The organism is Streptomyces antimicrobicus (assembly GCF_020532625.1).
In the GTDB taxonomy this organism is placed as follows: Bacteria; Actinomycetota; Actinomycetes; order Streptomycetales; family Streptomycetaceae; genus Streptomyces; species Streptomyces antimicrobicus.
This window is the reverse complement of record NZ_JAJAUY010000026.1, coordinates 1-26000: the sequence shown is the minus strand read 5'-3', so window position 1 is coordinate 26000 and position 26000 is coordinate 1. Positions and strand designations below refer to the sequence as shown.

The 26000-nt window shown below is 73.9% G+C and carries 27 protein-coding genes; 16 read left to right on the top strand and 11 right to left on the bottom strand.

Features of this window, described 5'->3' with window-relative positions; translation table 11 throughout:
• Positions 1 to 31: 31 nt before the first annotated feature.
• From LG632_RS09875 to LG632_RS09860, 4 genes are all read right to left on the bottom strand, one after another.
• Positions 32 to 1162 carry an LLM class flavin-dependent oxidoreductase gene (locus LG632_RS09875; protein WP_226726526.1) on the bottom strand — a complete coding sequence of 377 codons (1131 nt, stop codon included), beginning with the start codon at positions 1160 to 1162 and terminating at the stop codon, positions 32 to 34.
• Positions 1163 to 1256: 94 nt separating this feature from the next.
• A complete protein-coding gene (locus tag LG632_RS09870) occupies positions 1257 to 2039 on the bottom strand; it encodes an SDR family NAD(P)-dependent oxidoreductase (RefSeq protein ID WP_226726525.1) in 783 nt (260 codons plus the stop codon).
• Between the two features lie 18 nt (positions 2040 to 2057).
• Complete coding sequence (locus LG632_RS09865) at positions 2058 to 3011, bottom strand: LLM class F420-dependent oxidoreductase (protein WP_226726524.1); 954 nt, start codon at positions 3009 to 3011, stop codon at positions 2058 to 2060.
• A 129-nt stretch (positions 3012 to 3140) separates the two neighbouring features.
• Positions 3141 to 3962, bottom strand: a complete 822-nt coding sequence (locus LG632_RS09860) for a hypothetical protein (protein ID WP_226726523.1) — start codon at positions 3960 to 3962, stop codon at positions 3141 to 3143.
• 152 nt (positions 3963 to 4114) lie between these two features.
• Here LG632_RS09860 and LG632_RS09855 point away from each other — a divergent pair, with 152 nt between their 5' ends.
• Entirely contained in the window at positions 4115 to 4603 is a 489-nt protein-coding gene (locus LG632_RS09855) for an NUDIX hydrolase (protein ID WP_226726522.1), read from the top strand.
• A gap of 27 nt (positions 4604 to 4630) precedes the next feature.
• Here the strand turns inward: LG632_RS09855 and LG632_RS09850 are convergent, their stop codons facing one another.
• Positions 4631 to 5524 carry a trypsin-like serine peptidase gene (locus tag LG632_RS09850; RefSeq protein WP_226726521.1) on the bottom strand — a complete coding sequence of 298 codons (894 nt, stop codon included), beginning with the start codon at positions 5522 to 5524 and terminating at the stop codon, positions 4631 to 4633.
• Positions 5525 to 5727: 203 nt separating this feature from the next.
• Complete coding sequence (locus LG632_RS09845) at positions 5728 to 6951, bottom strand: amidohydrolase family protein (RefSeq protein ID WP_226726520.1); 1224 nt, start codon at positions 6949 to 6951, stop codon at positions 5728 to 5730.
• Between the two features lie 132 nt (positions 6952 to 7083).
• On the opposite strand from LG632_RS09845, the gene afsR reads away from it, so the two are divergent.
• From afsR to LG632_RS09830, 3 genes are all read left to right on the top strand, one after another.
• Complete coding sequence (gene afsR / locus LG632_RS09840) at positions 7084 to 10077, top strand: SARP-family global regulator AfsR (protein ID WP_226726519.1); 2994 nt, start codon at positions 7084 to 7086, stop codon at positions 10075 to 10077.
• A 168-nt stretch (positions 10078 to 10245) separates the two neighbouring features.
• The gene (locus LG632_RS09835; protein WP_226726518.1) at positions 10246 to 10479 is read left to right on the top strand and encodes a hypothetical protein; all 234 of its coding nucleotides are present in this window, start codon (positions 10246 to 10248) and stop codon (positions 10477 to 10479) included.
• A 309-nt stretch (positions 10480 to 10788) separates the two neighbouring features.
• Positions 10789 to 11565, top strand: a complete 777-nt coding sequence (locus LG632_RS09830) for a class I SAM-dependent methyltransferase (protein WP_226726517.1) — start codon at positions 10789 to 10791, stop codon at positions 11563 to 11565.
• A gap of 3 nt (positions 11566 to 11568) precedes the next feature.
• Here LG632_RS09830 and LG632_RS09825 read toward each other — a convergent pair whose 3' ends face one another.
• Entirely contained in the window at positions 11569 to 12240 is a 672-nt protein-coding gene (locus tag LG632_RS09825; RefSeq protein ID WP_226726516.1) for a DUF1326 domain-containing protein, read from the bottom strand.
• A gap of 125 nt (positions 12241 to 12365) precedes the next feature.
• On the opposite strand from LG632_RS09825, the gene LG632_RS09820 reads away from it, so the two are divergent.
• Positions 12366 to 13274: a DUF2182 domain-containing protein gene (locus tag LG632_RS09820; RefSeq protein ID WP_374203445.1), complete on the top strand. Its 909-nt coding sequence runs from the start codon at positions 12366 to 12368 to the stop codon at positions 13272 to 13274.
• Here the strand turns inward: LG632_RS09820 and LG632_RS09815 are convergent.
• Positions 13214 to 13987 carry a maleylpyruvate isomerase N-terminal domain-containing protein gene (locus tag LG632_RS09815; RefSeq protein ID WP_226726515.1) on the bottom strand — a complete coding sequence of 258 codons (774 nt, stop codon included), beginning with the start codon at positions 13985 to 13987 and terminating at the stop codon, positions 13214 to 13216. The two genes, LG632_RS09820 and LG632_RS09815, sit on opposite strands and share 61 nt — an antisense overlap.
• A 41-nt stretch (positions 13988 to 14028) precedes the next feature.
• Positions 14029 to 15645: a FadD3 family acyl-CoA ligase gene (locus LG632_RS09810; protein ID WP_226726552.1), complete on the bottom strand. Its 1617-nt coding sequence runs from the start codon at positions 15643 to 15645 to the stop codon at positions 14029 to 14031.
• 179 nt (positions 15646 to 15824) lie between these two features.
• Here LG632_RS09810 and LG632_RS09805 point away from each other — a divergent pair, with 179 nt between their 5' ends.
• The 11 genes from LG632_RS09805 to LG632_RS09750 all read left to right on the top strand — a co-directional run bounded on the left by LG632_RS09805 (position 15825) and on the right by LG632_RS09750 (position 24155).
• Positions 15825 to 16976 carry a lipid-transfer protein gene (locus LG632_RS09805; RefSeq protein WP_226726514.1) on the top strand — a complete coding sequence of 384 codons (1152 nt, stop codon included), beginning with the start codon at positions 15825 to 15827 and terminating at the stop codon, positions 16974 to 16976.
• A gap of 110 nt (positions 16977 to 17086) precedes the next feature.
• Entirely contained in the window at positions 17087 to 17512 is a 426-nt protein-coding gene (locus tag LG632_RS09800; RefSeq protein WP_374203447.1) for a Zn-ribbon domain-containing OB-fold protein, read from the top strand.
• Positions 17509 to 18261 carry an enoyl-CoA hydratase/isomerase family protein gene (locus tag LG632_RS09795; protein WP_226726512.1) on the top strand — a complete coding sequence of 251 codons (753 nt, stop codon included), beginning with the start codon at positions 17509 to 17511 and terminating at the stop codon, positions 18259 to 18261. The genes LG632_RS09800 and LG632_RS09795 overlap by 4 nt, the downstream gene beginning before the upstream one ends.
• 109 nt (positions 18262 to 18370) lie before the next feature.
• A complete protein-coding gene (locus LG632_RS30515; RefSeq protein WP_374203444.1) occupies positions 18371 to 20116 on the top strand; it encodes a YwqJ-related putative deaminase in 1746 nt (581 codons plus the stop codon).
• A 22-nt stretch (positions 20117 to 20138) separates the two neighbouring features.
• Positions 20139 to 20612 (top strand): SUKH-3 domain-containing protein, encoded by a 474-nt coding sequence (locus LG632_RS09780; protein WP_226726511.1) that lies wholly within the window; start codon positions 20139 to 20141, stop codon positions 20610 to 20612.
• Positions 20605 to 20997, top strand: coding sequence for a YwqJ-related putative deaminase (locus LG632_RS09775; RefSeq protein ID WP_226726510.1), 393 nt, complete (start codon positions 20605 to 20607; stop codon positions 20995 to 20997). Before LG632_RS09780 ends, LG632_RS09775 begins: the two co-directional genes overlap by 8 nt.
• Positions 20987 to 21901, top strand: coding sequence for an SUKH-3 domain-containing protein (locus tag LG632_RS09770; protein ID WP_226726509.1), 915 nt, complete (start codon positions 20987 to 20989; stop codon positions 21899 to 21901). Before LG632_RS09775 ends, LG632_RS09770 begins: the two co-directional genes overlap by 11 nt.
• A gap of 9 nt (positions 21902 to 21910) precedes the next feature.
• Positions 21911 to 22384: an SUKH-3 domain-containing protein gene (locus LG632_RS09765; protein WP_226726508.1), complete on the top strand. Its 474-nt coding sequence runs from the start codon at positions 21911 to 21913 to the stop codon at positions 22382 to 22384.
• The gene (locus LG632_RS09760) at positions 22377 to 22769 is read left to right on the top strand and encodes a YwqJ-related putative deaminase (protein ID WP_226726507.1); all 393 of its coding nucleotides are present in this window, start codon (positions 22377 to 22379) and stop codon (positions 22767 to 22769) included. Before LG632_RS09765 ends, LG632_RS09760 begins: the two co-directional genes overlap by 8 nt.
• On the top strand, positions 22759 to 23685 hold the full coding sequence (locus LG632_RS09755) for an SUKH-3 domain-containing protein (protein ID WP_226726506.1): 927 nt from the start codon (positions 22759 to 22761) through the stop codon (positions 23683 to 23685). The genes LG632_RS09760 and LG632_RS09755 overlap by 11 nt, the downstream gene beginning before the upstream one ends.
• Positions 23682 to 24155, top strand: coding sequence for an SUKH-3 domain-containing protein (locus tag LG632_RS09750; RefSeq protein WP_226726505.1), 474 nt, complete (start codon positions 23682 to 23684; stop codon positions 24153 to 24155). Before LG632_RS09755 ends, LG632_RS09750 begins: the two co-directional genes overlap by 4 nt.
• An 86-nt stretch (positions 24156 to 24241) precedes the next feature.
• Here LG632_RS09750 and LG632_RS09745 read toward each other — a convergent pair whose 3' ends face one another.
• Both LG632_RS09745 and LG632_RS09740 read right to left on the bottom strand, forming a co-directional pair.
• Positions 24242 to 24742, bottom strand: coding sequence for a peptidylprolyl isomerase (locus LG632_RS09745; protein WP_226726504.1), 501 nt, complete (start codon positions 24740 to 24742; stop codon positions 24242 to 24244).
• Between the two features lie 92 nt (positions 24743 to 24834).
• Positions 24835 to 26000, bottom strand: a 1166-nt coding sequence (locus tag LG632_RS09740) for an outer membrane protein assembly factor BamB family protein (RefSeq protein ID WP_226726503.1), incomplete at its 5' end; no start/stop codon positions are given.

The window sequence follows — 26000 nt, the reverse complement described above, 5'->3', positions numbered from 1 at the left end:
GGGATGACGCCGTCCCCGTTCACGGGGTGCCTCACCCGGCCTGGGCGGCGTCCCGGAAGCGGGTGGTGCGGTGGACCGGGTCGGTGTCGATCTCGGGGATCACGTGCTCGCCGAGGAGCTTGATCGTGGTCATGGTGTCCTCGTACGAGATCCCGGTCGGCAGGCCGAAGGACAGCTGGTCCGCGCCGGCCTGCTCCCAGCGCTTGCACTGGGCGAGCACCTCCTGCGGGTCGCCGCAGATCATCAGCTCCTCGGCGATCAGCAGCTCGATGATCTCGGCGTCGTACTCCGGGAGGATCTCCGGCCACTGCGGGATGGCCTCGGGCCGCGGGAAGGTGTCGTGGTAGCGGAAGACCAGCGACTGGAAGCGGTTCATGCCCGCGTTCACCGCGATCTCGACGGCCTTGTCGTGGGTCTCGGCGACGATGGCGGTCGAGGTCACCATCACGTTGTCGTTGACGAACGCGCCGACCGGCTCGGCCTCCTGGATCGCCGTCTTGTACTGCTCCAGCACCCATTCCATGTCGGAGACCTTCTGGACGCTGAAGCCGAGGACGCCGAGGCCCTTCCTGGCCGCCATCGCGTACGAGGACGGGGAGCCGGCGGCGTACCACATGGCGGGGTGGGCCTTGCCGTACGGCTTGGGGAAGACCTTGCGCGGCGGCAGCGACCAGTGCTTGCCCTGGAACCCCTCGTACTCCTCCTGGAGGAACATCTTGGGGAACTCCGCGATGGTCTCCTCCCAGATCTCCTTGGTGTGGTTCATGTCCGTGATGCCGGGCAGGAAGCCCAGGATCTCGTGGCTGCCGGCGCCGCGGCCGGTGCCGAACTCGAAGCGGCCCTTGGAGAGGTGGTCGAGCATCGCGACCTTCTCCGCGACCTTGACCGGGTGGTTGACCTGGGCGAGCGGGTTGAAGATGCCCGAGCCCAGGTGGATGCGCTCGGTGGCGTGGGCGAGGTACCCGAGGAAGACCTCGTTCGCCGACAGGTGCGAGTACTCCTCCAGGAAGTGGTGCTCGGAGGCCCAGGCGTACTTGAAGCCGGACTTGTCGGCCTGGATGACGTATTCGGTCTCCTCGATCAGTGCCTTGTGCTCTGCCTCGGGGTCGACCTTGGAGCGCGCCTCAGGCACGTGTCCCTGCACAAAGAGCCCGAATTCCAAGGGGTTCACCGTCCTTCTGATTTCTGACGGATCGTCAGATTGATGGGTCCGACTGTTCCACCGCGCACCGTGCGCGTCAATAGCTGACGCTTCGTCAGAGAAGGCTGACCCCGGCCGTCCAACCGCCGTCGATCACGAACGGCTGACCGGTGATGTACGAGGAGTCCTCGCTGGTCAGGAAGAGGGCGAGCCGGGCGATCTCCTCCGGGCGCCCCACCCGCCCCAGCGGCACCACCTTCCGGTAGAGCTCCGCCATGGCTTCGCGGGCCTCGTCGTCCAGGCTCGCCGGGTCCACCTGCCCGGGACTGGCCATGGGGGTGTCCACGGCTCCCGGGCACATCGCGTTGACGCGGATCCCGCTCGCGGCCAGCTCCAGCGCCGCGACCCGGGTCAGGCCCACGATCGCGGCCTTGGTGGCGGCGTACGCGCCCACGTACGCCATGCCGGTCAGGCCCGTGTACGAGGAGGTGTTGACGATGGTGCCGCCGCCCGCGGCGGCCAGCTCGGGCGCCACGTGCTTGATGCCCAGGAAGGCGCCGACCTGGTTGACGCGGACCACCTGCTCGAACTCCTCCAGCGGGGTCGCGGTCAGCTCGTTGAAGCGCAGGATGCCGGCGTTGTTGACCAGGCCGTCGACCCGGCCGAAGGACTCCTTGGCGGCGGCGACGGCCGCGACCCAGTCCTCCTGCCGGCCCACGTCCAGCCGGACGTACCGGGCCGCCCCGCCCAGGTCCTTCGCAACGGCCTCGCCCTGGCCGTCCAGCACGTCGCCGAGCAGCACCGCGGCGCCCTCGGCCGCGAACAGCCGGGCCTCCTGCTCGCCCTGACCCCGGGCCGCACCGGTGACGATCACCACGCGGCCGTCCAGCTTGCCCATGCGCACTCCTTGGTCGGTTCAGTCGAGGTGGGGCGCCACGTCGGCCCCGAAGGCGGAGATCTGGTCCACGAGCTCGGCGGCGTCGCGGCTGCGCAGGCGCACCTGGATCTGGTCCACGCCCAGCCGGGCGTACTCCCGCAGGCGCTCGGCGAGCACCTCGGGCTTGCCGGTGAGGGTGCGCCGCCCGGTGTCCCAGCCGGGCTCGCCGACGTACAGCGCCGGGGTGATGGCCCCGATCTCGATCGGATCGGTGATCCCGGCCGCCGCGCGCAGCTCCCGGATCCGGGCGATCTGCTCCGGCAGCCGCTCGATCGGATCGCCCTGCGGCAGCCAGCCGTCCCCCCGGACGGCCGCCCGGCGCACGGCGGCGGGCGAGGAGCCGCCGACCCACACGGGGATCCGCTCCTGGGCGGGCCGCGGCAGCTGGCCCAGGTCGCGGAAGGCGAGGTGGCGCCCCTCGAAGGCGGGGAACTCCTGCGGCCCGAGCGCCGCCCGCAGGGCGTCCAGGGTCTCGTCCAGGACCGGGCCGCGGCGGTCGAAGTCCACCCCGAGCGCCTCGAACTCCTCCCGCACGTGCCCGGCGCCGACCCCGAGGATCAGCCGGCCGCCCGAGAGGTGGTCCAAGGTGGCGTAGCTCTTGGCGCTGAGCAGCGGGTGGCGCAGCGCCACGATCGCGACATGGCTGAGCAGCCGGACCCGCTCGGTGATCCCGGCCAGGAACGCCAAGGTGGCCACCGGGTCGTACCAGACGGTGCCCATGGGCCCGGCGAGCCGGCGCGGGATGCCCACGTGGTCGCAGGTGGCCAGGTAGCCGAACCCGGACCGGTCGGCGGCGCGCGCCACCTCGGCGAGGTCGGCCACGGTCGCCGAGGCCTCCCAGGGTTCGGCGTACAAGGTGCTCTGGGACTGGATCGGGAGCTGCATCCCGTAGACCAGCCGCCCCTCCGGGAAAACGCGTCGCGCCGCCGCCATGCCGCCCCCACCGCCTTCATCTGACGAATCGTCATATGGATGCTGCGGGGGCCATCGTCGTAGCTGACGCTCCGTCAGGCAAGAGGGGTGACGCACCCACCGGTCCGGGAGCCGGCCGGCGCGGTCGGCTCAGAACCCGGCCGGGCCCATCACGATCACCGGACGCGCGGCCGGGTCCAGGGTCTGCAGGATCGTGCGCATCCCCTCCTTCGGGATGCCGACGCACCCCTGGGAGGGGCCGTCGTGGTCGACGTGCAGCCAGATGTTCCCGCCCCGGGCCGCGCCCTGCGGCTTGACCGGGTCCAGCGGGGAGCGGCCGGGGCGGCGGTTGAAGTCGATGGCGACGACGTAGTCGAAGGACCCCGCCAGGGACTCGCCGTTCACCCCGCGCCCCGAGGGCACGAACAGGTCGTCCCGGTCGTACGGGAGCCGGGTCCCGGGCGGCTTCGGCAGCAGTCCGCCGGCGTCGGTGAGGGAGAACACCCCCTCGGGCGAGGTCAGGTCCCCGACCGTGCGGCTGCCTTCGGGCGACCAGCCCCGGGCGCCGTTGCGGGCCGGCCAGCTGGCGAGCGCCCGCCACGGCGTGGCGGCGTCGGGGCGGGTGTAGAGGGTGGCGGTGCCCTCGGAGGCCGCGGGCCCCTTGCCCGCCACCAGCACCAGCTGCCGGGAGTCGGCCGGGATCCGGGCGCGGGTGCGCTCGCTGACGCCCGGCAGGCCCTGGTCGGCCGGGGCGGGCCGCTGCTCGCCGCGCGTGGTGCGGGACGGCGGGGAGGGCTGCACGGGCGGGCGGTCGTCCAGGGCCACCCGCAGGGGCGGGCCGTCCGCGCGGTCCTGGACGGCGTGGATCCATCCGGCGCCGAACGTCAGCAGGCCCACGCCCGCGGTCAGGGCGAGGAGCCTGGGCATACCGGACCGGGGGCGGGCGTGCTTGCTCCGGGCGTGCGTGCTCATCGGCCCGACCGTACAACAGGCGATGTTTCGGGTCGTTCAGGCATGAACTTCACCAGGGCTGGTGTGTCGGGTGAATCGGACACGCTTGCGGCGGGTTCCGGAGCGCGAAATTCCCCGGTGCCGAGCCGAGTTCGACCTCCTAACCTGGGCCGATGAGAATCTTCGGAGGCAGCAGAAGCAGTCGTACCCGGGCCCGGACGCCGCGCCGGGCCGCCCGGATCCTCGTCGTCTCACCCACCGGCGCGGTCTTCCTCTTCCGGGAGAACAACGTCGAGGTCGGCATCCACTGGGTGCCGCCCGGCGGCGGCATCGACCCCGGTGAGACGCCCGAGCAGTGCGCGCTGCGCGAACTGCGCGAGGAGACCGGCTGGAGCGACCTCACCCCGCAGCGGCTGCTGTGCACGTGGGAGCACGACTTCACCCACACGGGCACCCCCGTCCGTCAGCACGAGCACGTCTACGTCACCACCGGGCCGGAGCGCGAACCGGTGCTGGAGTCACCGGGCATCCACTGGCGCTGGCTCTCCCCGACCGCCCTCGGCGCGCTGGACGAGCCGATGTGGCCGCCGCGCATACCCGACCTGCTGGCGGCCGGCCCGGCGGAGCCGGTCCACCTGGGGCTGGTGAACCCGCACCTGTAGGGGCGCGGGCCGCGGGCCGGGCCGCGGCTACTGCCGGGCGGCCGCGTCCTGCTGGGCGCGCCGGTAGAGCTCGGCGGCGTACCCGTCGAGGACCGTGCTGGTGGAGACGTCGTCGGTGTCCCCACCGGTCAGCACCCCGATGATCCGGCCGTCGCGGGCCAGCCAGGCGCTGCCGCTGGTGCCGTCGGGGAAGTCGGCGCAGTCGATGCGCTGTTCCGTCGCGCTGGTGCGCACCGCCCGGGTCGTGCACGTGCGCGGGGTCTCGCGGCCCGTGGGGTAGCCGGTGACGGTGACCTCCTCGTCGGAGCGGCCGCGGGTGTCGAGTTCGGCGGCGCCGACGGCCGCCTCGACGTCGATCCCCGCGGCGTTCGGCGCGACCCGGGCGAAGGCCAGGTCGTAGTCGTCGTCCGCGCCGTCGGCCCAGCGGTCGTCCTCGTAGACCTCCTCGATCCGCCAGGTGCCGTACGGGGCGGCGCCCGCCGCGTACGCGGGTGCGAACAGGGCGCCCTGGAGGCCGGAGGGACCCTTGGCCAGGCAGTGGCCCGCGGTGACCAGCAGGTTGCGTCCGGGGCTGTGGACGACCGTGGCCGTGCAGAAGTGCCCACCCTCCGCCTTCCCCTCGAACAGCACGCCCGTGAAGGCCGGGCCGGTGGTGGTCGAGGGGGGACCGGAAGGAGTCGGGGCAGGCGCCGGCGAGGCACCGGGAGCCGCGGCGGAAGGCGAGCCGTTCAGTTGCGGTCGCGAAGCGGAGCCGTCCTGAGCGGCCTTCGGGGAGGGCGAGCCGTGCGCGGCGGCGGGGCGCGCGCCGGGCTGCGCCTCGGGCGGCGGCACCAACACGGCCACGACGGCGGACGCGGCTACCGCCGCCACGGCGCACAGCACACCCGTCAGCGCCTGCTGCCGGTCCACCACAAGCCCCACCCCTCTCACTTTGCTGCGGCGAAGCATGCCTTGAGCTGCGCGCCGCACGCAAGACGCCCGGTGGGGTCCCCGGCCGTTCTCGGCCGCGGGACCCCCCCCCGGCGCGGGCTCCAGCGGGCGCGGGCTCCCCCGGGCGCGGGACGGGCTCGGACCGAGGGCCGGCCGCCGGCCCGCCGGTCGGGCCGCGGGGTCGGGCCGCCGGGTCAGGCCGCCCCCGGCCAGAGCCCCTCCGGCGTCAGCCCGAGCAGGTCGATGGCGTTGCCGCGCACGATCCGCTCGACCAGGTCCGGCGCCAGGTGGCCCATCTGGGCCTGGCCGACCTCCTTGGACCGCGGCCAGGTGGAGTCCGAGTGCGGGTAGTCCGTCTCGTACAGGACGTTGCCGGCCCCGATCGCGTCGAGGTTGCGCAGCCCGAAGGCGTCGTCGAAGAAGCACCCGTGGACGTGCTCGGCGAACAGCTCCGACGGCGGCCGGGTGACCTTCCCCGCGACCCCGCCCCAGGCCCGGTTCTCCTCCCAGACCACGTCCGCGCGCTCCAGGATGTACGGGATCCAGCCGATCTGGCCCTCGGCGTACATGACCTTCAGGCGCGGGAAGCGCTCGAACTTGCCGCTCATCAGCCAGTCGACCATGGAGAAGCAGCAGTTGGCGAAGGTGATGGTGGAGCCGACCGCGGGAGGGGCGTCCGCCGAGGTGGACGGCATCTTCGAGGACGAGCCGATGTGCATGGCGACGACCGTGCCGGTCTCGTCGCAGGCCGCCAGGAACGGGTCCCAGTCGTCGGTGTGGATCGAGGGCAGCCCCAGGTGCGGCGGGATCTCCGAGAAGGCGACGGCGCGCACCCCGCGGGCGGCGTTGCGGCGCACCTCGGCGGCGGCCAGTTCGGCGTCCCACAGCGGGATCAGGGTGAGCGGTATCAGCCGGCCCGCGGCGTCGGGGCCGCACCACTCCTCCACCATCCAGTCGTTGTACGCCCGCACGCCGAGCAGGGCGAGCTCGCGGTCCTTGGCCTCGGTGAAGGTCTGCCCGCAAAAGCGCGGGAAGGTGGGGAAGCACAGGGCGGACTGGACGTGGTTGACGTCCATGTCGGCCAGCCGGTCGCGCACCGAGAAGGACCCGGGCCGCATCTGCTCGTAGGTGATGACCTCCAGCCGGATCTCGTCGCGGTCGTAGCCGACGGCGGTGTCCAGCCGGGTCAGCGGGCGGTGCAGGTCCTCGTAGACCCACCAGTCGCCGATCGGGCCGTCGTCGCCGGGCGCGCCCATGACGGGCGCGAACCTGCCGCCCAGGAAGGTCATTTCCTTCAAGGGGGCGCGCACGATCCGCGGTCCGGTGTCGCGGTACTTCGACGGGAGCCGGTCCCGCCAGACGTGCGGGGGCTCCACCGTGTGGTCGTCCACCGAGATGATCTTCGGGAAGGTCTCCATGGCCTCCACGGTAGCGCCGATCTGACGAACCGTCAGCTAGTTGGGGGGCGTGGAACCGGCCGCGGGCTGACGTCTGTGCGCAAGACAGGGCAGACTGGCCACGACACCGACCGAAGGCAGGGGGGACGACAGATGGACGGCATACCGGCCATCCCGCACCAGCGGAACCACCCCGAGGCGGCACGCACCGGTTCGTCGACGGCTCCGACGCAGACCGGTGCCGCCGGCTCGCGCTTCGCCGTGCTCGGACCCATCCGGGCCTGGCGGGGCAGCGAGCCCCTCGCCTCCGGCAGCCCCCAGCAGCGCGCCCTGCTCGCCGCCCTCCTGCTGCGCGGCGGCCACACCGCCACCGCGTCCGAACTCATCGACGCCATCTGGGGCGAGGACCCGCCGCCGCAGGCGCTCGCCACCATCCGTACGTACGCCTCCCGGCTGCGCAAGATCCTCGACCCCGGCCAGCTGGTCAGCGAGTCCGGCGGCTACGCGATCCGGACCCGGCCCTGCGCCCTCGACCTCGGCGTGGCCCGGGCCCTGGCCGCCGACGCCGACAAGGCCCGGGCCGCCGGGGACCGCTCCCTGGCCCGCACCCTGCTCGGCCGCGCCCTGGACCTGTGGGAGGGCGAGCCGCTGGCCGGCGTGCCCGGCCCGTACGCCGAGAACGAGCGCTCCCGGCTCAGCGAGTGGCGCTTCCAGCTGCTGGAGTCCCGGCTCGACCTCGACCTGGAGCTCGGCAACCACGCCGACGCCGTCTCCGAGCTGACCGCGCTGACCGCCGCCCACCCCCTGCGCGAGCGGCTGCGCGAGCTGCTGATGCTGGCCCTGTACCGCAGCGGCCGGCAGGCCGAGGCCCTCGCGGTGTACGCCGACACCCGGCGGCTGCTCGCCGACGAGCTCGGCGTCGACCCGCGCCCCGAACTGGCCGCGCTCCAGCAGCGGATCCTGCGCGCCGACGCCGAACTCGCCGTGGCCGCCGACCAGCCGTCCGCCGCCACCGCCCTGCCGGTGCGCCCCGCGCAATTGCCCGCCACCGTGCCGGACTTCACCGGCCGGGCCACCCAGGTCGCCGAGCTCGGCGAGGTGCTCGCCGAGGCCGAGGGCCAGATCATGGCGGTCTCCGCGCTCGCCGGGATCGGCGGCGTCGGCAAGACCACCCTCGCCGTGCACGTCGCGCACGCGGCCCGGCCGCACTTCCCCGACGGCCAGCTCTACGTCGACCTGCGCGGCACCGAGGCCCGCCCGGTGGAACCGGAGGCCGCCCTCGGCTCGTTCCTGCGGGCTCTCGGCCACCCCGACACCGCCATCCCCGACTCCGCCGCCGAACGCGCCGCGCTCTACCGCTCCACCCTCGACGGCCGCCGCGTCCTGGTGCTGCTCGACAACGCCCGCGACGCCGCCCAGGTGCGCCCGCTGCTGCCCGGCACGGCCGGCTGCGCGGCCCTGGTCACCAGCCGCGTGCGGATGGCCGGGCTGGCCGGGGCGCACCTGGTCGACCTGGACGTGATGAGCCCGGAGGAGGCGCTGCTGCTCTTCACCCGGATCGTCGGCGAGGAGCGGGTCGGCGCCGAGCGGCAGGCCGCCCTCGACGTCGTGGGGGCCTGCGGCTTCCTGCCGCTGGCCATCCGGATCGCCGCCTCCCGGCTGGCGGCCCGCCGCACCTGGACCGTCTCGGTGCTGGCGGCCAAGCTGGCCGACGAGCGCCGCCGGCTGGACGAGCTCCAGGCCGGCGACCTCGCCGTCAAGGCCACCTTCGAGCTGGGGTACGGCCAGCTGGAGCCGGCCCAGCAGCGCGCCTTCCGGCTGCTCGGGCTCGCCGACGGCCCCGACATCTCGCTGGCCGCGGCCGCCGCCGTGCTGGACCTGCCCGAGCACGATGCCGAGGACCTCCTGGAGGCCCTCGTCGACTGCTCCCTGCTGGAGTCGGCCGCGCCCGGCCGCTACCGCTTCCACGACCTCGTACGGCTCTACGCGCGTGCCTGCGCCGAGCGCGACGAGCAGCCCGCCGCAGGGCGCGACGCCGCGCTCTCCCGGCTGCTGGACTTCTACCTGGCCACGGCCGCCCAGGTGTACGCGCTGGAGCGGCCCGGCGACCGGCTGCCCGCGCACCTGGCCGCGACCGCCTACCCGGGGCTGGTCTTCGCCGACCGGCACGCCGCGCTGGACTGGATCTACGCCGAGGCCGACCCGCTGCTGGCCTGCGTACGCCAGGCCGCGGCCCGCAAGGACGCGCCGGTGGACGTGCTGCGCCGGGCCGTCGACCTGCTGTGGGCGGCCAAGGACCTGCTGGAGTCGGGGGCCAACTCCCGGCAGTACGAGTCCGCGGCGGTCGCCCTGCGCGACGCGGCGCAGGCCTCGGGCGACCCGCGCGCCGAGGGCCGGGCCCGTACCACGCTGACCAACGTCCACCTGGTGGCCGGCCGGTTCGCCGAGGCCGACGACGAGGCGCGGCAGGCGATGGTGCTCGCCCGGGCCGCCGGGGACCCGCTGCCGAGCTGCTGGGCACCCAACGACCGCGGGATCATCGCGCTGTACGAGGCCCGCTACGCCGACGGCGAGCGGCACCTGCGCGAGGCCATCGAGTGCTTCCGGGCCGACGGCAACAACGTCGGTGAGGCCAGCGCGCTGTGCAACCTGTCCCGCATCGAGGCGGAGCTCGGCCGGCTGAGCTCCGCCATAGAGCTGGCGGAGCAGGGCATCGCGATCTACGACCGGATGGGGCTGGCCCTGCGCTCGGCCAACGGCCGGTACGCCCTCGGCATCGTGCTCACCCAGGCGGGCCGGACGGCGGAGGCGCAGGCCCAGCTGACCGAGGCGCTGTCGCTGTTCCGCGACAACCGCCAGCCGCTGTGGGAGGGCATCACCCACTTCCGGCTGGCCGAGGCCCAACTGGCGGCCGGGCGGGCGGCGCTGGCCGCCTCCCACGCCGAGCAGGCCATCGCCCTGCGGGTGATGGGCGGCGAGTGGCGGCGGGCGTGCGTGGTGATGGTGCTCGGCCGGGCCCTGCAGCGGCTGGGCCAGACCGACCGGGCCCGGGCCTGCTGGCGGGACGCCGAGGCCGTCTTCGAGCAGCTGGGTTCGCCGGAACTCACCGAAGTACGCGCCCTGCTGGCGTCGGGGACCGTGGCCTGACCTATTCTCTGCGACAGTGGCCCGATCTGCACGATCCGCACGCCGTGCGCTGCTGAACGGGGCGTTCATCGTTCGTTTATCGCCCCGCGCCACCATGTACTCATCGACCCGTTCGGCGGTCCGCGGGGGAATCGCCGAACGGGCCCGAACATCCTTCAGGAGTGGACGATGACGACGACCGACAGCGCTGCCCAGCTTCCCGGCGACGGGGACATCAAGCCGTACGACAACCACGCGACGGGCATCGAGATCAAGCCCATGGACAACCACGCGACGGGTAGCGAGCCGCTGTCCGCGCCGGACGCCGCTCCGACCGCTCCCGCCGCTCCCGCCGCTCCGGCCGCTCCGGCGGGCGAGGAGATCACCTCGATGGACAACCACGCGACGGGTCCGCGTCCGTAACGACCGGACCGGATCCGCGGGCCCGCCGGGGGGATCGGGGGAAACCCGCGGGGGGCACGGGGGAAGCACGACCACGGGGGAACACGGGGGAACACGGGCGCGAGCCCAGGGGGGAAGCCCACGGGGGACACGGGGGAGGACCACGGGGGAGAAGCCGCGGGAGGGGTCGGGGGACCCGTCGGCGGCAGGGGGGAAGACGGTCGCGGTGGCCCGGAGGGGGAGCCACCGCGACCGTCTTTTTGTCATGCCCGCACCGATCAGCGGTGGTCGCGTCCCGCCCCCGGCCCGGCCGGGGACTAGGCTGACGGCGTGTTCACCGCAGAGGGACCCACCGTCCGTGAGCTGGCCGTGCAGGCGCTGTCCTCGACCGAGCGCGGCTACGACCTGCTGGCGCCGACCTTCGACCACACCCCGTTCCGGACCCCGGACCGGATGCTGGACGCCTGCGAGGAGGCCCTCGCCCAGACCCTCCCCACCCCGCCCGCCGCCGGCCTGGACCTGTGCTGCGGCACCGGCGCCGCCGTCCCCCTGCTGCGGCGGCTGTGCCGCGAGCGGGTGACCGGGGTCGACTTCAGCGCGGGCATGCTGGCGCGGGCGGCGGAGCGCTTCCGCACCGCCGCGGACCCGGCCGCGGACCCCGCCGCGGACCCCGCCGTGGGCCCCGCCGTGGACTTCGTGCACGCCGACGTCCGGGCCCTGCCCCCGGCCCTGCACGGGTCGTACGACCTGGTCGTCAGCTTCGGGGCCTTCGGGCACTTCCTGCCCGCCGAGCGGCCCGGCTTCTTCGCCGAGGTGCACCGGGCCCTGCGGCCCGGCGGGGTGTTCGCCTTCCCGATCGGGGCCCCGCCCCGGCTCTCCTCCCCCGGGTGGTGGGCGGCGGCCGGCTTCGACGCGGTCATGCGGGTGCGCAACGCCCTGTGGCGGCCGCCGTTCGTCATGTACTACCGGACCTTCCCGCTCGGCGGCGTACGCGCGGACCTGGAGGCGGCCGGGTTCGAGGTCACGACCCAGGCCCTGGAGTGCTTCGGCCGCCGGCCGGACGGCAGCCCGAACTGGCGCCTGCTGCTCGCCCGGCGCCCGGCCTGAGGCTCACGCGCCGTCCGGGCCGGTCCAGTCGAACGGGATGTGCTTGCTGGACTGACCGTCCCGGCTCCACTCGAAGCCGAAGGCGTCCACCCGGTTGCGGGTCGCGCGGCCCCAGGTGACGACCTGCCCGGGCCCCGTCTCCGAGCCGGGCATGTTCGTCGACTGCACGCGCCGGCCCTCCGGCGTGGTCGGGCCGGTCAGCGCCTCGCCCGCCGCGTCGACCCGGCCGGGGACCGAGACCCGCCAGCTGCCCAGGTCCTCGTCCACGGACATCTCGATGGCTGCCGTGTCCATGCCCCGCATCTCGGCGCCGAACATGCTGTTCAGCTCCGCGGGCCAGCTGCCGGCCTGCCCGCCGAAGATCATCAGCAGCGCCTCGCGCTGGGCCTCGTCGGCCCGCTCGTCGAGGAAGACGCCCGCGTAGGCGTCGGAGTGCTCGCCCCAGACGTTGCCGGTGAAGGAGGCGACCATCAGGACGTTGAGGCCGTCCAGCGGTACGTCGCCGTAGCTGCCCCGGTCGATGTGCCAGGCGAGCACGCCGTCGCACGCGCCGTACGTGGGCGGCTGCGCGAACGTGCAGGGGCAGGGCACGTCGCACCGGCAGGTGTCGAACCAGTCCCCCTCCACGTGCCATCTCGGGATGGTCGCCGGGGACGTCGTCTCGCTCGCGGACATCTCGCCGCCTCCTCGTGAAGAAGTGCGCGCACCTCTCCCCCCACCATTGTCCGCCGCCCCTTCCCTGCCCGCCAGGGGCGCCGGCCGGCCTCGCGGGGTCGGTCCGGCCGTGCTGTGCTGAAGACGTGCGACGTCTCGACCCCCGGTCCTCGGCACCGCCCCTGCGGCCCGCGAACCTGCTGTCGGCGCGGGAGCTCGCCCTCGCCTGGTCGCTGATGGCCGCCCTCGCGCTGCTCGCCTGGGTCCTGGTGCTGGGCCAGGCCCGGGGCATGGGCGTGGAGCCCGGCACGATGGGCCTGGCCCTGCCGCTGTTCCTGGTGCTGTGGGTGGTCATGATGGCGGCGATGATGTTCCCGTCGGTGGCCCCGGTGGCGATCACCTGGGCCCGCGGCATCGGCCGCCGCTCGACGGGCGCGGCCCGGGCGGCCCGGCTGACCGCGTTCACCAGCGGCTACCTGCTGGCCTGGACGGCGTTCGGGCTGGTCACGTACGGGATCCTGGCCGCGACCGGCGACCTGGTGGCCGGGCGTCCGGAGCTCGGGCGATGGCTCGGGGCGGGTGCGTTCCTGCTCGCCGGGTTGCAGCAGCTGGGTCCGCTGAAGGACGTGTGCCTGCGGCACTGCCGCAGCCCGATGGGCCAGCTGGTGCGCTACGCCGGCTTCCGCCCGCGGGCCCGCGACCTGCGGGTCGGGCTGCACCACGGGCTGTACTGCGTCGGCTGCTGCTGGGGCCTGATGCTCGTGCTGGTCCCGCTGGGCGTGATGAACGTGGCGGCGATGGCGGCGGTCGCCGTGGTGATCTTCGTGGAGAAGCTGTGGCGGCTGGGGCCGGCGTTCTCGCTGGTGGTCGGGGTCGTCTTCGTGGCCCTCGGCGTGCTGGCCGCGGTGGACCCGTCCCAGAGCTGGCTGCTGCCGGGCCTGACGGCCCCGCAGCAGCCGATGCCGGACATGCGGATGTCCGCGGGTCCCCAGGGCTACGCGTGGGGGTCCCACTCGGCGAGCTGCTCCATGGGCCCGGTGTCGCCGGTGGTCTGAAGGCCGTCGAGCGGGAGGCGGTCGTAGAGGTAGAGGACCAGTTCGCTCGCCGGGCCCCGCACCGCCATGTCGCCCGGCACCGCGTCGGCGGCGAGGTCGTCGCAGCGGACGCCGTCCGCGTCGAGGGTCAGGCGCCAGGAGCGGCCCTCGGTCGCGTGCAGGTCGATGGTCGCCGGCTTGAACGGCCAGGGGACGGTCGTCGCCGCGACGGTCGTCAGGAACTGGTCGACACCCTCGACCGCGACGTCCGTCGGCAGCGGCTGCGCGGACCCCTGGGTGAGCTGGGCGTCGTAGGTGTGGACGGCGATCTCCTGGACCTGGTGCCGGGCCACCGCTCCACTGGTCTGCGGGGCCTGCGAGCGGCCCCACCAGGTCCAGCAGCCGCGGTCGGGGCCGGCCTCGCGCAGCGCGTCGAGCATGAGCGCGGTCGACTCGGCGAGCCAGGCGTCCAGGGCTTCGCGGTCGCGGGGCGCGGTCGGGGCGCCCTTCGGGTCCGTCTTCGCCGGCGGTTCGGCACCCGGCCCGGCCGCGACGACGGCGGCCTGGCGGCGGCGGCCGTCGCCGAGGTGCTGCGCCAGGTCGCGCAGCGTCCAGTCGGGGCAGGTGGGGACCTGGACGTCCAGGTCGGGGGCGGACGCGAGCGCGGCGCGGAACGCGGCCGAGCGGTCCTCGATCAGCCTCAGGACCTCGGGGAACTCCACAGTGTTGGGCACCTCGGTTCTCTACCACGGCGCTCCGGCCGCCCGGTAGCGAATTACTCCGCCCCCGGCGCCCGCCCCGGTCGGGGCCGCGAGCGCAGGGCGCGCTTGAGGACCTTGCCGCTGGCGTTGCGCGGGAGTTCGGCGACGAACTCCACCTCCCGGGGCACCTTGTAGTTGGCCATCTCCCGGCGCGCCCAGGCGATCAGGTCGTCCGCGGTCACGGTCGCGTCCGGGCGGCGCACCGCGTACGCCTTGCCGACCTCGCCGAGGCGCGGGTCCGGCACGCCCACCACCGCCACGTCGGCGATGTCGGGGTGCAGGCCGAGCAGTTGCTCGATCTCGGCCGGGTAGGCGTTGAAGCCGCCGACGATGAACATGTCCTTGATCCGGTCGGTGATCCGCAGGTTCCCGGCCTCGTCCAGGACGCCGACGTCGCCCGTGCGCAGCCAGCCGTCCGGGCCGAGCACCCGGGCGGTCTCCTCGGGGTCCTCGAAGTAGCCGAGCATCACGTTGTGGCCCCGGACCTGGACCTCCCCGGCCTCCCCCGGCCCCAGCGGCCGCCCGTCGGGTCCGGTCACCCGGACCTCGGTGCCCGGGACGGCCCGGCCGGAGGTGGCCGAGACGACCTCGGGCGGGTCGCCGCGGCGGCACATGGTGACGAGGCCGCCGGCCTCGGAGAGCCCGTAGGCGGTCAGGACGGTCGCGATCCGCAGCTCGCCGCGCAGCCGCTCCACCAGCCGCAGCGGCACCACCGCGGCCCCGGTCACCACCAGCCGCAGCGCGGACAGGTCGTGCTGGGACCGGGCGGGGTGGTCCAGCAGGGACTGGTGCAAGGTGGGCGGGCCGGGCAGGACGGAGATCCGTTCGGCGGCGATGTTGGCGAGGACGGTGTCCACGTCGAACACCGGCTGCGGGACCATCGTCGCGCCGCGCATCAGGCAGGCGACGACCCCGGCCTTGTAGCCGAAGGTGTGGAAGAACGGGTTCACGATCAGGTAGCGGTCGCCCTCGCGCAGCCCGGCCAGCTCGCTCCAGATCGCGTAGCAGCGCAGGGTCTGCGCGTGGGTGATGACGGCGCCCTTGGGGCTGCCGGTGGTGCCGGAGGTGAAGATGATGTCCGAGGGGGCGTCGGGGCGGATGGAGTCGGCCCGGGCGCGCACGACCGCGGCTGGTACGGCGTCACCGCCCGCCAGGAAGTCCTTCCAGGTGCGGAACGACTCCGGGGCGTCCTCGGCGAGCACGACCACCTGCTCCAGGTGCGGCAGCCCCGGCAGCGGCCCCGCCCCCGTGCCCTCGGCCGCGGCGCGGCGCAGCGAGGCGACGTAGGAGGTGCCGAGGAAGGTGCCGGTGACGAACAGCAGCCGGGCGCGGCTGCGGCGCAGCACGTAGGCCGCCTCCGCCCCCTTGAAGCGGGTGTTGAGCGGGACGAGCACCGCCCCGGCCGAGACGGCGCCGAGCGCGCAGACGATCCAGTCCAGGCCGTTGGGGGCCCAGACCGCGACCCGGTCGCCCGGCCGGACGCCGGCCGCCAGGGCGGCGGCCGCGGCCCGTTCGACGCGCTCGCCGAGCTGGGCGTAGCTGATGCGGGTGCGGCCGTCGACCACGGCCTCCCGGTCGGCGTACGTCCGGGCCGCGGACCGGACCAGGCCCGCGATGCTGCCCCAGCGCAGATCGCCGCGCTCGTCCTCGTGGTCGTACCCCGCCTCGCCGCCGTACCCCGCCTCGCCGCCGTACCCGCGCCGGTGCTCGTGGCTCACGCGCCCTCCCCTGCCGCGATAGCTGACTATCCGTCAGATTAGCTGTAGCCTTCGCGGCTGTCAGCACTGGCGCACGCACCCCGGAGGTGGCGATGGCGGCAACGCTCAAGGACGCTACGGCGATCGTGGGAATAGGCCAGACCCCCTTCGCCAAGCGGCTGCCGCAGACCGAGAAGGAGCTGGCCTGCCGGGCGATCCTGGCGGCTCTCGACGACGCCGGCATCGCCCCCTCCGAGGTCGACGCCTTCGCCTCGTACACGATGGAGGAGACCGACGAGGTCGAGGTGGCCAAGGCGATCGGCGCCGGTGACGTCACCTTCTTCTCCAAGGTCGGCTACGGCGGCGGCGGTTCCTGCGCCACCGTCGGCCACCTCGCCGCGGCCGTCGCCACCGGGCAGGCCTCGGTCGGCGTCGCCTGGCGCTCGCGCAAGCGCGGCTCGGGGCCGCGGCCTTGGAGGAACACCGCCGTGCAGCTGCCGACGCCCGGGCAGTGGACCCGGCCGTTCGGGCTGCTGCGCCCCGCGGACGAGATCGGCATGCTGGCCCGCCGCTACATGCACGAGTACGGCGCCACCCGCGACCACCTGTTCAACGTGGCCCTGGCCTGCCGCAACCGGGCCAACCAGAACCCGGCCGCGATGATGTACGAGCGCCCGCTGACCCGCGAGATGTACATGACGGCCCGCTGGATCAGCGAACCGCTGTGCCTGTACGACAACTGCCTGGAGACCGACGGCGCGCTCGCCTGCGTCGTCGTCTCCGCCGAACGGGCCCGGGACTGCCGGCACAGGCCCGTCTACGTCCACTCCGTCGCCCAGGGCCTGCCCGCCCAGCACCACGGGATGGTCAACTACTGGAACGACGACCCCCTGACCGGCCCCGCCTGGACCGCCGCCCGGCACCTGTGGAAGCAGGCCGACTTCGGGCCGCAGGACGTGGACGTGGCCCAGATCTACGACGCCTTCACCCCGCTGATCCCGCTGTCCCTGGAGGGCTACGGCTTCTGCGGGCGCGGCGAGGGCGGGGCGTTCACCGAGGGCGGCGCCCTGGAGATCGGCGGCCGGCTGCCGCTCAACACCGCCGGCGGCGGCCTGTCCGAGGCCTACGTCCACGGCTTCAACCTGATCAACGAGGGCGTGCGGCAGCTGCGCGGGGTCAGCACCGCCCAGGTACCGGACGCCGCGACCTGCCTGGTCACGGCGGGCGAGGGCGTGCCGACGTCCGCGATCCTGCTGCGCGCGTGAGGAGCCGAGCCATGACCGAGCCGAGCACGACCGGGCCGAGCGCCACCGGCGCCGCGACCGGGCCGAGCACGACCACGCCGAGCACGCCCGGCGCCACGACCGCCGAGGGGCTGCTGCTGCCCGTGCCCGACGAGGACGGCGCCCCCTTCTGGGAGTACGCCGCCCGGGGCGAGCTGCGCGTCCAGGCCTGCGCCTCCTGCGGCCGGCTGCGCTTCCCGCCGCGCCCCTGCTGCCCGCACTGCCAGTCCTTCGACGCGCAGTGGCGGCTGATGAGCGGCCGGGGCCGGATCTGGTCCTTCGTCCGGCCGCACCCCCCGCTGCTGCCCGCCTACGCCGAGCAGGCCCCGTACAACGTCGTGCTCGTGGAACTCGCCGAGGACCCGCGCATCCGGCTCGCCGGGAACCTGGTCACCGCTCCCGACGCCCCGCTGGACTCGGTGGGCCCCGACCGGCTGCGCATCGGGGCCCGGGTGCAGGTGGCGTTCGCGCGGCTCGGCGGGTTCAGCGTGCCGCGCTGGCTGCTGGAGAAGGCGTGAGCGTCCGCCTGGACCGGGCCGGGGAGTCCGGGGTCGCGGTGGTCACCCTGGACCGCCCGGCCAAGCACAACGCGCTGACCCTGGACATGGCCGCCGAGCTGGTGCGGGTGTGGCGGGAGCTGCGCTTCGACGACACCGTCCGGGCGGTGGTGGTCACGGGCGCCGGGGAGGCGGCGTTCTGCACCGGCATCGACCGCACGGCCGTGGTGCCGCAGCCGGCCTCGCCGTACGCGCTCGACGATCCGCTGGCCACGATCGGGCCGAAGGCGAACGACCTGTGGAAGCCGGTGGTCGCGGCGGTGGGCGGCATGGCGTGCGGCGGCGCCTTCTACCTGCTGGGCGAGTCGGAGTTCATCGTCTCCTCGACCACGGCGACGTTCTTCGACCCGCACACGACCTACGGGATGGTCAGCGCGTACGAGGCCGTCTACATGGCGCAGCGGATGCCGTTCGGCGAGGTCGCCCGGATGTCGCTGATGGGAACCGCCGAACGCCTCACCGCCCGGCGGGCGTACGAGATCGGCCTGGTCTCGGAACTGACCGAACCGCAGGACCTGCTCCCGGCGGCGCTCCGCGCGGCCACCACCCTGGCCGGCTACCCGCCGACGGCCGTCGAGGGCACGGTCCGCGCCCTGTGGTCGGCCAAACAGGCCGCCCTGACCCAGGCGTTGGCGGCCGCCCCGCACCTGGTCCGACTGGGCAACCTCCCCCCGGAGCAACAGGAGGAGCTGTTCGGCAGGCGCACCTGACGACTCCCCCGCGGAACCGCCCCCTCAGCGGGGCGGAACCACCGTTTGGCAGACTGTTCTTCGCACAAGCATCCTGCGAACGAGTTTGCGCACGGGGGGAGTGGGGGGCATGGCGGTCACGGTGCCCGACTGGGCGGACACGCTGCTCGACGTGATCGGCGTCGCCTGGCCGAACGTCGACGAGGACGCCTACCGGGACATGGCGGACGCGCTGCGCGAGTTCGCCGACGACCTGGAGGACGACGGCCAGCTCGCCAACAACCACTTCGAGCGCCTGCTGTCGTCCGGCAAGGGCGAGTCCATCGAGGCCCTCAACGAGCACTGGACCAAGGTCAAGGGCAAGCACTTCAAGGACATCGCCGGGGCGGCGCGCACCATCGCCGGCGCCATGGACTCCGCGGCGGGCGCCGTGGAGGCCATGAAGCTGGCCGCGCTGGTCCAGCTCGGCTACCTCGCCGCGGAGGCGGGCATCGCCCTGTCCCTCATCCCCGTCACCGGCGGCCTGTCGGCCCTGCTCGGCGCCGCCGCCATGCGTGCCACGCAGGAGGCGATCAAGCGGCTGATCAAGGAGTGCGTCGAGGAGGCCGTCGGCTACATCGTCGCCGCCCTGACCGAGCCCGCCGTCGCGGCGCTGGAGGAGATGGCGGCGGACCTCGTGGTCCAGCTCGGCGCGATGGCCCTGGGCCTGCAGGAGGGCGTCGACCTCGACCAGACCCGGCAGGCGGGCAAGGACGGCTTCAAGGACGGCGTCCAGTCCGGCAAGGAGTCCTTGAAGCTGGCGTCGGCCGACGGGCCCGGCGCGGGCGGCGGCACCGGCCTGGTCGACCTGCACATCGACCACGACGAGCACGACCGCGCCCACACCAAGCTCTCCGGCGTCAGCGTGAACATCCACGGCCGTACGACGTCGAAGCTGACCAAGGCCAAGTCCCACCACGGCCGCACCCGGGGCCGCGACTCGATCGCCTCGGCGATCGACCCGGTGGCGGACAAGGCGCTGGCGGCGCTGCTGAAGGCCACGAAGCAGGTCGGCGACCACGTCGGCAAGACCCTCCCCAAGGCCGTCAAGCAGATCTCGACGGACCACAAGAACAACGACGACGACCTGGCCGCCCGCCTGGCCAAGGCGAAGGCGAAGGACGTCAAGGACGGCCACGGCGGAGGCGGCTCCGGCGGCGGAGGCGGCGGCGGCAAGCCGCCGACCGGCGGGGGAGGCAACAACGGCGCGAACAACGGCGGACCCCAGGGCAAGCCGCTGAACCCCCAGCCCAAGACGCACGGTCAGACGGCCGCGCAGATGCGCCACCACCGCCGCGACGCCCTCGACGTCAGCCACCTGAGCGACGACGAGCGGCGGGCACTGATGCGGCAGGAGGCCCGGGACCTGGCCGACAACGCCCGGGACGCGCGAGGCCACACGCCCCCCGGCAAGGACCGGATGAAGGCCGGCTGCTCGGGCTCGTTCCTGCACGGCGACACCATCACCAGCCACTCCAGCTCCCAGAAGTTCAAGGAGGGGCCGGACAAGCCCGCCGCGCACCCCGTGGTGCAGCAGGTGTACGACGACATCGAAAGGCGTGCGAACGCCGGGGAATTCCCCAAGGGCCGCGGTCACGGAAAATGCGCGGAGGTATCCTTGGTTTCCGACCGCCTGTTCGAATTGCAGGCCCAAGGCAAGAACATCACCACGCTCGACGAGGCCCGAGAAGCCCTCAAGGGCGGCGTCATGCATACGGTGACCATCGGCGACCAGTTCGACGACGACAACAACAAGATTCCGCACAAGGAATACATAGGCCCGTGCTACAGCTGCCGCCGTGCCATGCCCGCACTCGGCATCGAACTCCTCACCTGATCCCCGAAAGGCAGTACCGACAGTGAGAGAACCAGCTTCGCCGGAGGAAGTCGACGCCTGGCTTCGTCAGCACGGCTGGACCCCGGAGCACCGGGACCGGGCGGCGGCCGAGCGGCTGATCGCGGAACGGGTCGCGGACGCGGACCGCCAGGGATTCCCGCTGGAGCCCTGGGAAGAGGTCGTCGATTTCGTCAGCCGCTACGTCGGCCACGTCTTTCCCATGCCGCAGGCGCCGGACCGCAGGTTCATGCCGGACCCGACGCTCGGGTACGAGGACGACGCGGAGGACATCGTGGAACTCGCCTCGGACATCGGCCGCAAGCTCTTCCCCGTCGGCTACGAGACCATCGAGGCGGGCATCGTCCTGATGGACGACCTCGGCAGGTTCTTCTACCTGCACCACACCGGCCCGTACTTCCTCGGCAAGGACGAGCACCAGGCACTGTCCAGCCTGATGCGCGGGGACCAGGACGAGGTGGACGCGTACTATGTCTGACCTCGTTCCGGGGGTGGCGGCGTCACTCCTCGTGCAGAACTCCATCTACAGCCACACCAACCTCAGTGGTGACGGAGAGCCCCGGCTGCACCCGGCGGTGCAGGAGTTCTTCGACGCCCTCCCCCCGGCCCTGCGTGAGCCGTTCCTCGGATACTGCGCCGAGTCCGCGCTGGTCTCCGACCAGTTCTACGCGCTGGACGAGCAGCGTACGGACGGGGCGACCACCACGCTGGAGGAGGCCCTGCCCCATTTCGCGGGCGCGGCGCTCGTCGCCCGCAAGATCCGGCCCGACGGCGACCCCGAGCACGGCACGGAGGCCCAGGTCTGCCGGTCCTGCACGGCCCTGCTGGACCGGCTCGGCATCGACGTCGTCCATGACGGGTGAGATCCCGACGGCCGACGCCCTGACCGCGGCAGGCTGGCGACCCGGGCGGGACGCCGCGCAGGACGCCCTGCACGCGATACTCCGCACGGTGACCGTGGGGCGGTGGGAGGTCTTCCCCGCTGCCGAACGCGCCCTGCGCGAGTTCCACGGGCTGCGCGTGCCCGCCGTCGGGGACGGCCTGGACGTCGCGGCCACGGGCTGCCTCGTGGACCCGCAGGAGGCGCGGTACGCCGGACCGCCGCTGCGCCAGCTCGGCCACTCCCTGGGGACCCGGCTGTTCCCGTTCGGCCGCACGGACTCCGACGCGCCGATGGCCGTGGACGAGGACGGCCGGCTGTTCACGCTGGGGGTGGGAGGCGGCTGGCTGCTGGGCGACAGCGCGCACGACGGCCTGCTCGCGCTCGCCGTGGGACGGCGTCCCGTACGGCTGCGCTCACGCGAGCGGTACTGGCCGCTGTCCGGCATGCCGGCGGACCTGGCCGCCGGGGTGCGCGCGGCGCTCGTCGCCGTGTACGTCCTGCACCACACGGGGGTGTACAGCGCCCGCGCGCTGCGCCTGCAGGTCACCACGTTGCGCGGCGTCGGCGTGCTCGCGCTGGACCGGACGTTCCCGCTGCTGCCGGGGCCCCTGGAGGCCAGTGCGGAGCCGCTGACGCGGTCCATGGAGGAGGCACTCGCGGCCGCGGGACTGCGGGCGCAGAACTGCGAGCTGGCCCTGGCGGTCCCGGCGCCGTCCGGCACGCCCGGCCCCCTGGCCGAACTCGACTGCACCGTGACGGTGGGAGGCCCCGCCGGCGGCCCCACGCTCAGCCTGTCGGCCGGCATGAGCGCCTCCTACGGCCGGGCGTCCCGGGTACTCGCCGCCTGCGAAGCCGCCTTCGCGGCCTGGGCGACCCCCCACTGAGGAGCAGCCGTGCCGTACGTACGCAACGCCGCCGAGGTCGACGCCTGGTTCCGGGAGCACGGCTGGTTCCCCGGCCGTGATGTCAGTGACCAGGTACCGGAGCTGGTCCGCGAGGTCGTCGAGCAGTACGCGCAGGCCGGCTTCCCCGCGGAGCCGTCGCCCGCCGCCCTGCGGTTCCTCGGCGAACACGCCGGGCTGCGCCTGGCCATCAACGCCCAGCGCGAGGACTACCTCTACCTCAGCCCGTACCTGCTGTACGCGGCCGCCCCGCGCGACGTGGCGGAGCTGGGCGGGCACCTCGGGGTCGGGCTCTTCCCCATCGGCGTCGACACCTCGGACGGCTCGCTGGTCCTGATGGACGAGCGGGGCCGCTTCTTCTACATCCACGACACCGGCGCCTACTACATGGGGGCCGACAAGTACGAGGCCGTCATCAGCCTCTTCCACGCCCCCATGGAGGACGCGGAGGACTACTTTGTCTGACCTGGTCCCCGGCACGGCCGCTTCCCTGCTGATCCAGGGCACGATCATCAGCCACACCAACCTGGCTGGCGACGGCGAGCCGCACCTGCACCCCGCCGTGCGGGAGTTCTTCGACGCGCTGCCGCCCGCCCTGCGGGAGCCGTTCCTCGGCTACTGCGCCGAGTCCGCGCTGATCTCGGACCAGCTGTACGCGCTGGACGAGCAGCGCGGGGACGGCGGCGCCACCACCCTGCACGAGGCGGCGCCGCACTTCGCGGGAGCCGCGATCGTCGCCCGCAAGATCCGCCCCGAGGGTGACCCCGAGCACGGCACGGAGGCCGAGATCTGCCGTTCCTGCACCGCTCTGATCGAGGCGCTCGGCATCACCGTCGTCCATGGCAGCTGAAACCATCCTGCGCAAGCCCACGGACGTCCTGGCCCGGGCCGGCTGGCGGCCCGGCCGGGACGCCGGTGACGCCGCGATGCTGGCCATCCTCAAGACGGCCGCGCTCGGGCAGTGGACCCTCTTCCCCGCCGCCGAGCAGGCCGTACGCGAGTTCCACGGGCTGCGGATAGCGCCCAGCCCCGACGGGGGCCGCGACGTCGCCGCGACCGGCTGCGTGGTGGACCCCCAGGAGGCCCGCTACGCCGGCCCGCCCCTGCAACGGCTAGGCAACGCCCTCGGCGTCCGGCTGTTCCCGTTCGGTCGCACGGACCAGGAGGCCCCCCTGGGCGTCGATGAGGAAGGCCGGCTGTTCACCCTGGGCGTGGGCGGGGCGTGGCTGCTCGGCGGGAGCGCCCGCGAGGGACTGATCGCCCTGGCCGAGGGCACCCGGCCGGTCCGCCTGCGGCCCCGCGAACGGCTGTGGCGGCTGTCGGACATGCCGGCCGACCTCACCGCCGGGGTGCGCGCGGCGCTCGTGGCCGTGTACGTCCTGCACCACACGGGCGTCTTCAGCGCCCGGGCCCTGCGCCTGCGGGTCACCACCCTGCGCGGCGTGGGCGTCCTGGCCCTGGACGAGACCTACGCCCTGCGGCCGGGCCGGCTCGACGCGAGCGCGGAGCCCCTCGCCCGGGCGATGGCGGACGAACTCGCTGCCGCCGGCCTGTCCCCGCACGGCTGCGAGATCGCCGTCGGGGTTCCAGCCCCGTCCGGCACCACCGGCCCTCTGGCGACCCTGGACTGCACGATCACCCTGAACGGCCCGGCCGGCCGCCCGACCCTGACCCTGTCGGCCCCCATGGGCGCCTCCGTAGGCCCCACCGCAAAGATCTTCGACGCCTGCGAAGCCGCCTTCGCGGCCTGGGCGGCCCAGCGATGAGGCCCCCGGCCCCCTGGCCCGAGGTCGAGGCGTGGCTGCGGGGTGCAGGGTGGTTTGCCGGGCGGGGGGAGTGGGGGGAGGCCGAGCGGTTGGTCGCGGTGCGGGTGGCGGACGCGGCGCGGCAGGGGGTGCCGTTGGAGCCCTGGGGGGCCGTCCTCGGCTTTGTCGCCCGGTTCGTCGGGCTGCGGTTCCCGGTGCCGCTGGCACCCGAGCGCGTCTTCCTCGCGCATCCCGCCCTCGGCTACGAGGGCGACGCCGAGGACATCGCCGAGCTCGCCGGGGATCTCGGGCGGCGGCTGTTTCCCGTCGGGTACGAGACCGGTGAGGCGGGGATCGTGCTGCTGGACGATCTCGGGCGGTTCTTCTACCTGCACCACACCGGGCCGTCCTTCCTCGGCCACGACGAGGCACAGGCGCTGTCCAGCCTGATGCGGGGCGACCAGGACGACATCGGCGAGTTCTACGTGTGACCCGGGGCCCCGCCCGCCAGGGGCATGGTCCGGCCCCCGCCGCGGCGTGGGCCGCGGCCGGGGCCGTAGGAAGGGGTGTCGGGGTGTTACGCGACGACGCCCGACGCGGAGACCTTGACGGCGGCCTTGGTGCGGCCCGACGGGGTGCCCAGGGACTCGATCTTGTCGACCACCTCGGTGCCCTCGACGACCTCGCCGAAGACCACGTGCTTGCCGTCCAGCCACGGGGTCACGACCGTGGTGATGAAGAACTGCGAGCCGTTGGTGTTCCGGCCCGCGTTCGCCATCGACAGCAGGTACGGGCGGTCGTGCTTGAGCTGGAAGTTCTCGTCGTCGAACTCGCCGCCCCAGATGCTCTTGCCGCCGGTGCCGTTGCCGTTGGTGAAGTCGCCGCCCTGCAGCATGAACTGCGGGATGACCCGGTGGAACGGGGAGTCGGCGTAGCCGTAGCCGTGCTGGCCGGTGGCCAGCTCGCGGAAGTTCTGGGCCGTCTTCGGGACCACGTCGTCGAAGAGGCGGAAGACGATGCGGCCGGCCGGCTGGCCGTCGATGGTGACGTCGAAGTAGACGTTGCTGTTGTCGCTCATGGGCACCATCCTGTCACCCACGGCACGCGCCGGGGGTCCAGGCCCCCCGCCGCGTGCCGCCCGGCGCCCTCGCGCCGGGACCGCGCGCCCGGTCACGCCGTCCGCGTGCCCGTGCCCTTCGCCGCGTCCAGGGCGTACACGCAGCGGTCCTTGCTGCACGCGTAGACCACGCCCGCCTCGGCCACCGGGGAGCCGGTGATCTCGCCGCCCGTGGCCAGCTTCCAGCGCAGCTGCCCGCCCGCCGCGTCCAGCGTGTACAGGCAGGAGTCGGCCGAGCCGAAGTGCACCCGGCCGTCGGCCACCGCCGGCGAGCCGGTGATCTCCCCGCCCGCGGCGAACCGCCACTTCGGCGTGCCCGTCACCGCGTCCAGCGTGTACACGGCGCTGCCCGCGCCCAGGTGCACGTTGCCGCCCGCGACGATCACCGGCTCGGCCGAGGGCCGCGGCTCGGTCGCGATCCGCCAGCGGTCGGTGCCGGCGGCCGCGTCCAGGGCGTAGACCGTGCCCAGGTAGTCGGCCAGGTACACCCCGCCGCCGGTGACGGCCGCCCCGGGGGCGAACGTGGGCGGGGCCATGAAGACGGCCGGCGCCTCGAAGTGCCAGCGCACCCGGCCCGAGGCCCGGTCGACGGACAGCACCCGGGTGCCGGCCGCCACGTACACGTTGCCGTCGGCGGCCGGGGTGACCCGCACCGGTACGTTCCCGCAGGAGGCGGCGTCGCCGACCGGGTACGACCAGGCCTCCCGGCCGCTGCGGGCGTCCAGGGCCTTGAGGCGGGCGTCCTGCCACACGTAGACGTAGCCGTCGGCCAGCACGGGCGCGGCCTCGACCGTCTCGAAGTCGGTCTGCGCCCCGGTCAGCTCCCACAGCTTCTGCCCGCTGGACGCCTCCCAGCCCTGCACCCCGCCGCCGCGCGTCGCGGTGACGACCGTGCCGCGGTCGGCCCGCAGCGCGTACACCCAGGCCTCGGTGGCCAGCCGCCAGCGCTCGGTGCCGTCCGCGGCGTCCAGCGCGTACAGCGACGGGCCGTCGGAGGCGTGGATACGGCCGTCCGCGACCGCCATGGACCAGGCCACGTCGCGGGTCTTGAACTGGCGCCGGCCACTGCCGACGTCCAGGGCGTGCACCTCGAAGGAGGTGACGTAGAGCAGGTCGCCGGCGACGGTCGGGGTGCCCCAGACCTCGTTGGACATCCGGAACCGCCACGGCCGCCACCGCCCGCTGTCCGGCGCCGGCCCCGGCCGGGGCACCGTCAGCG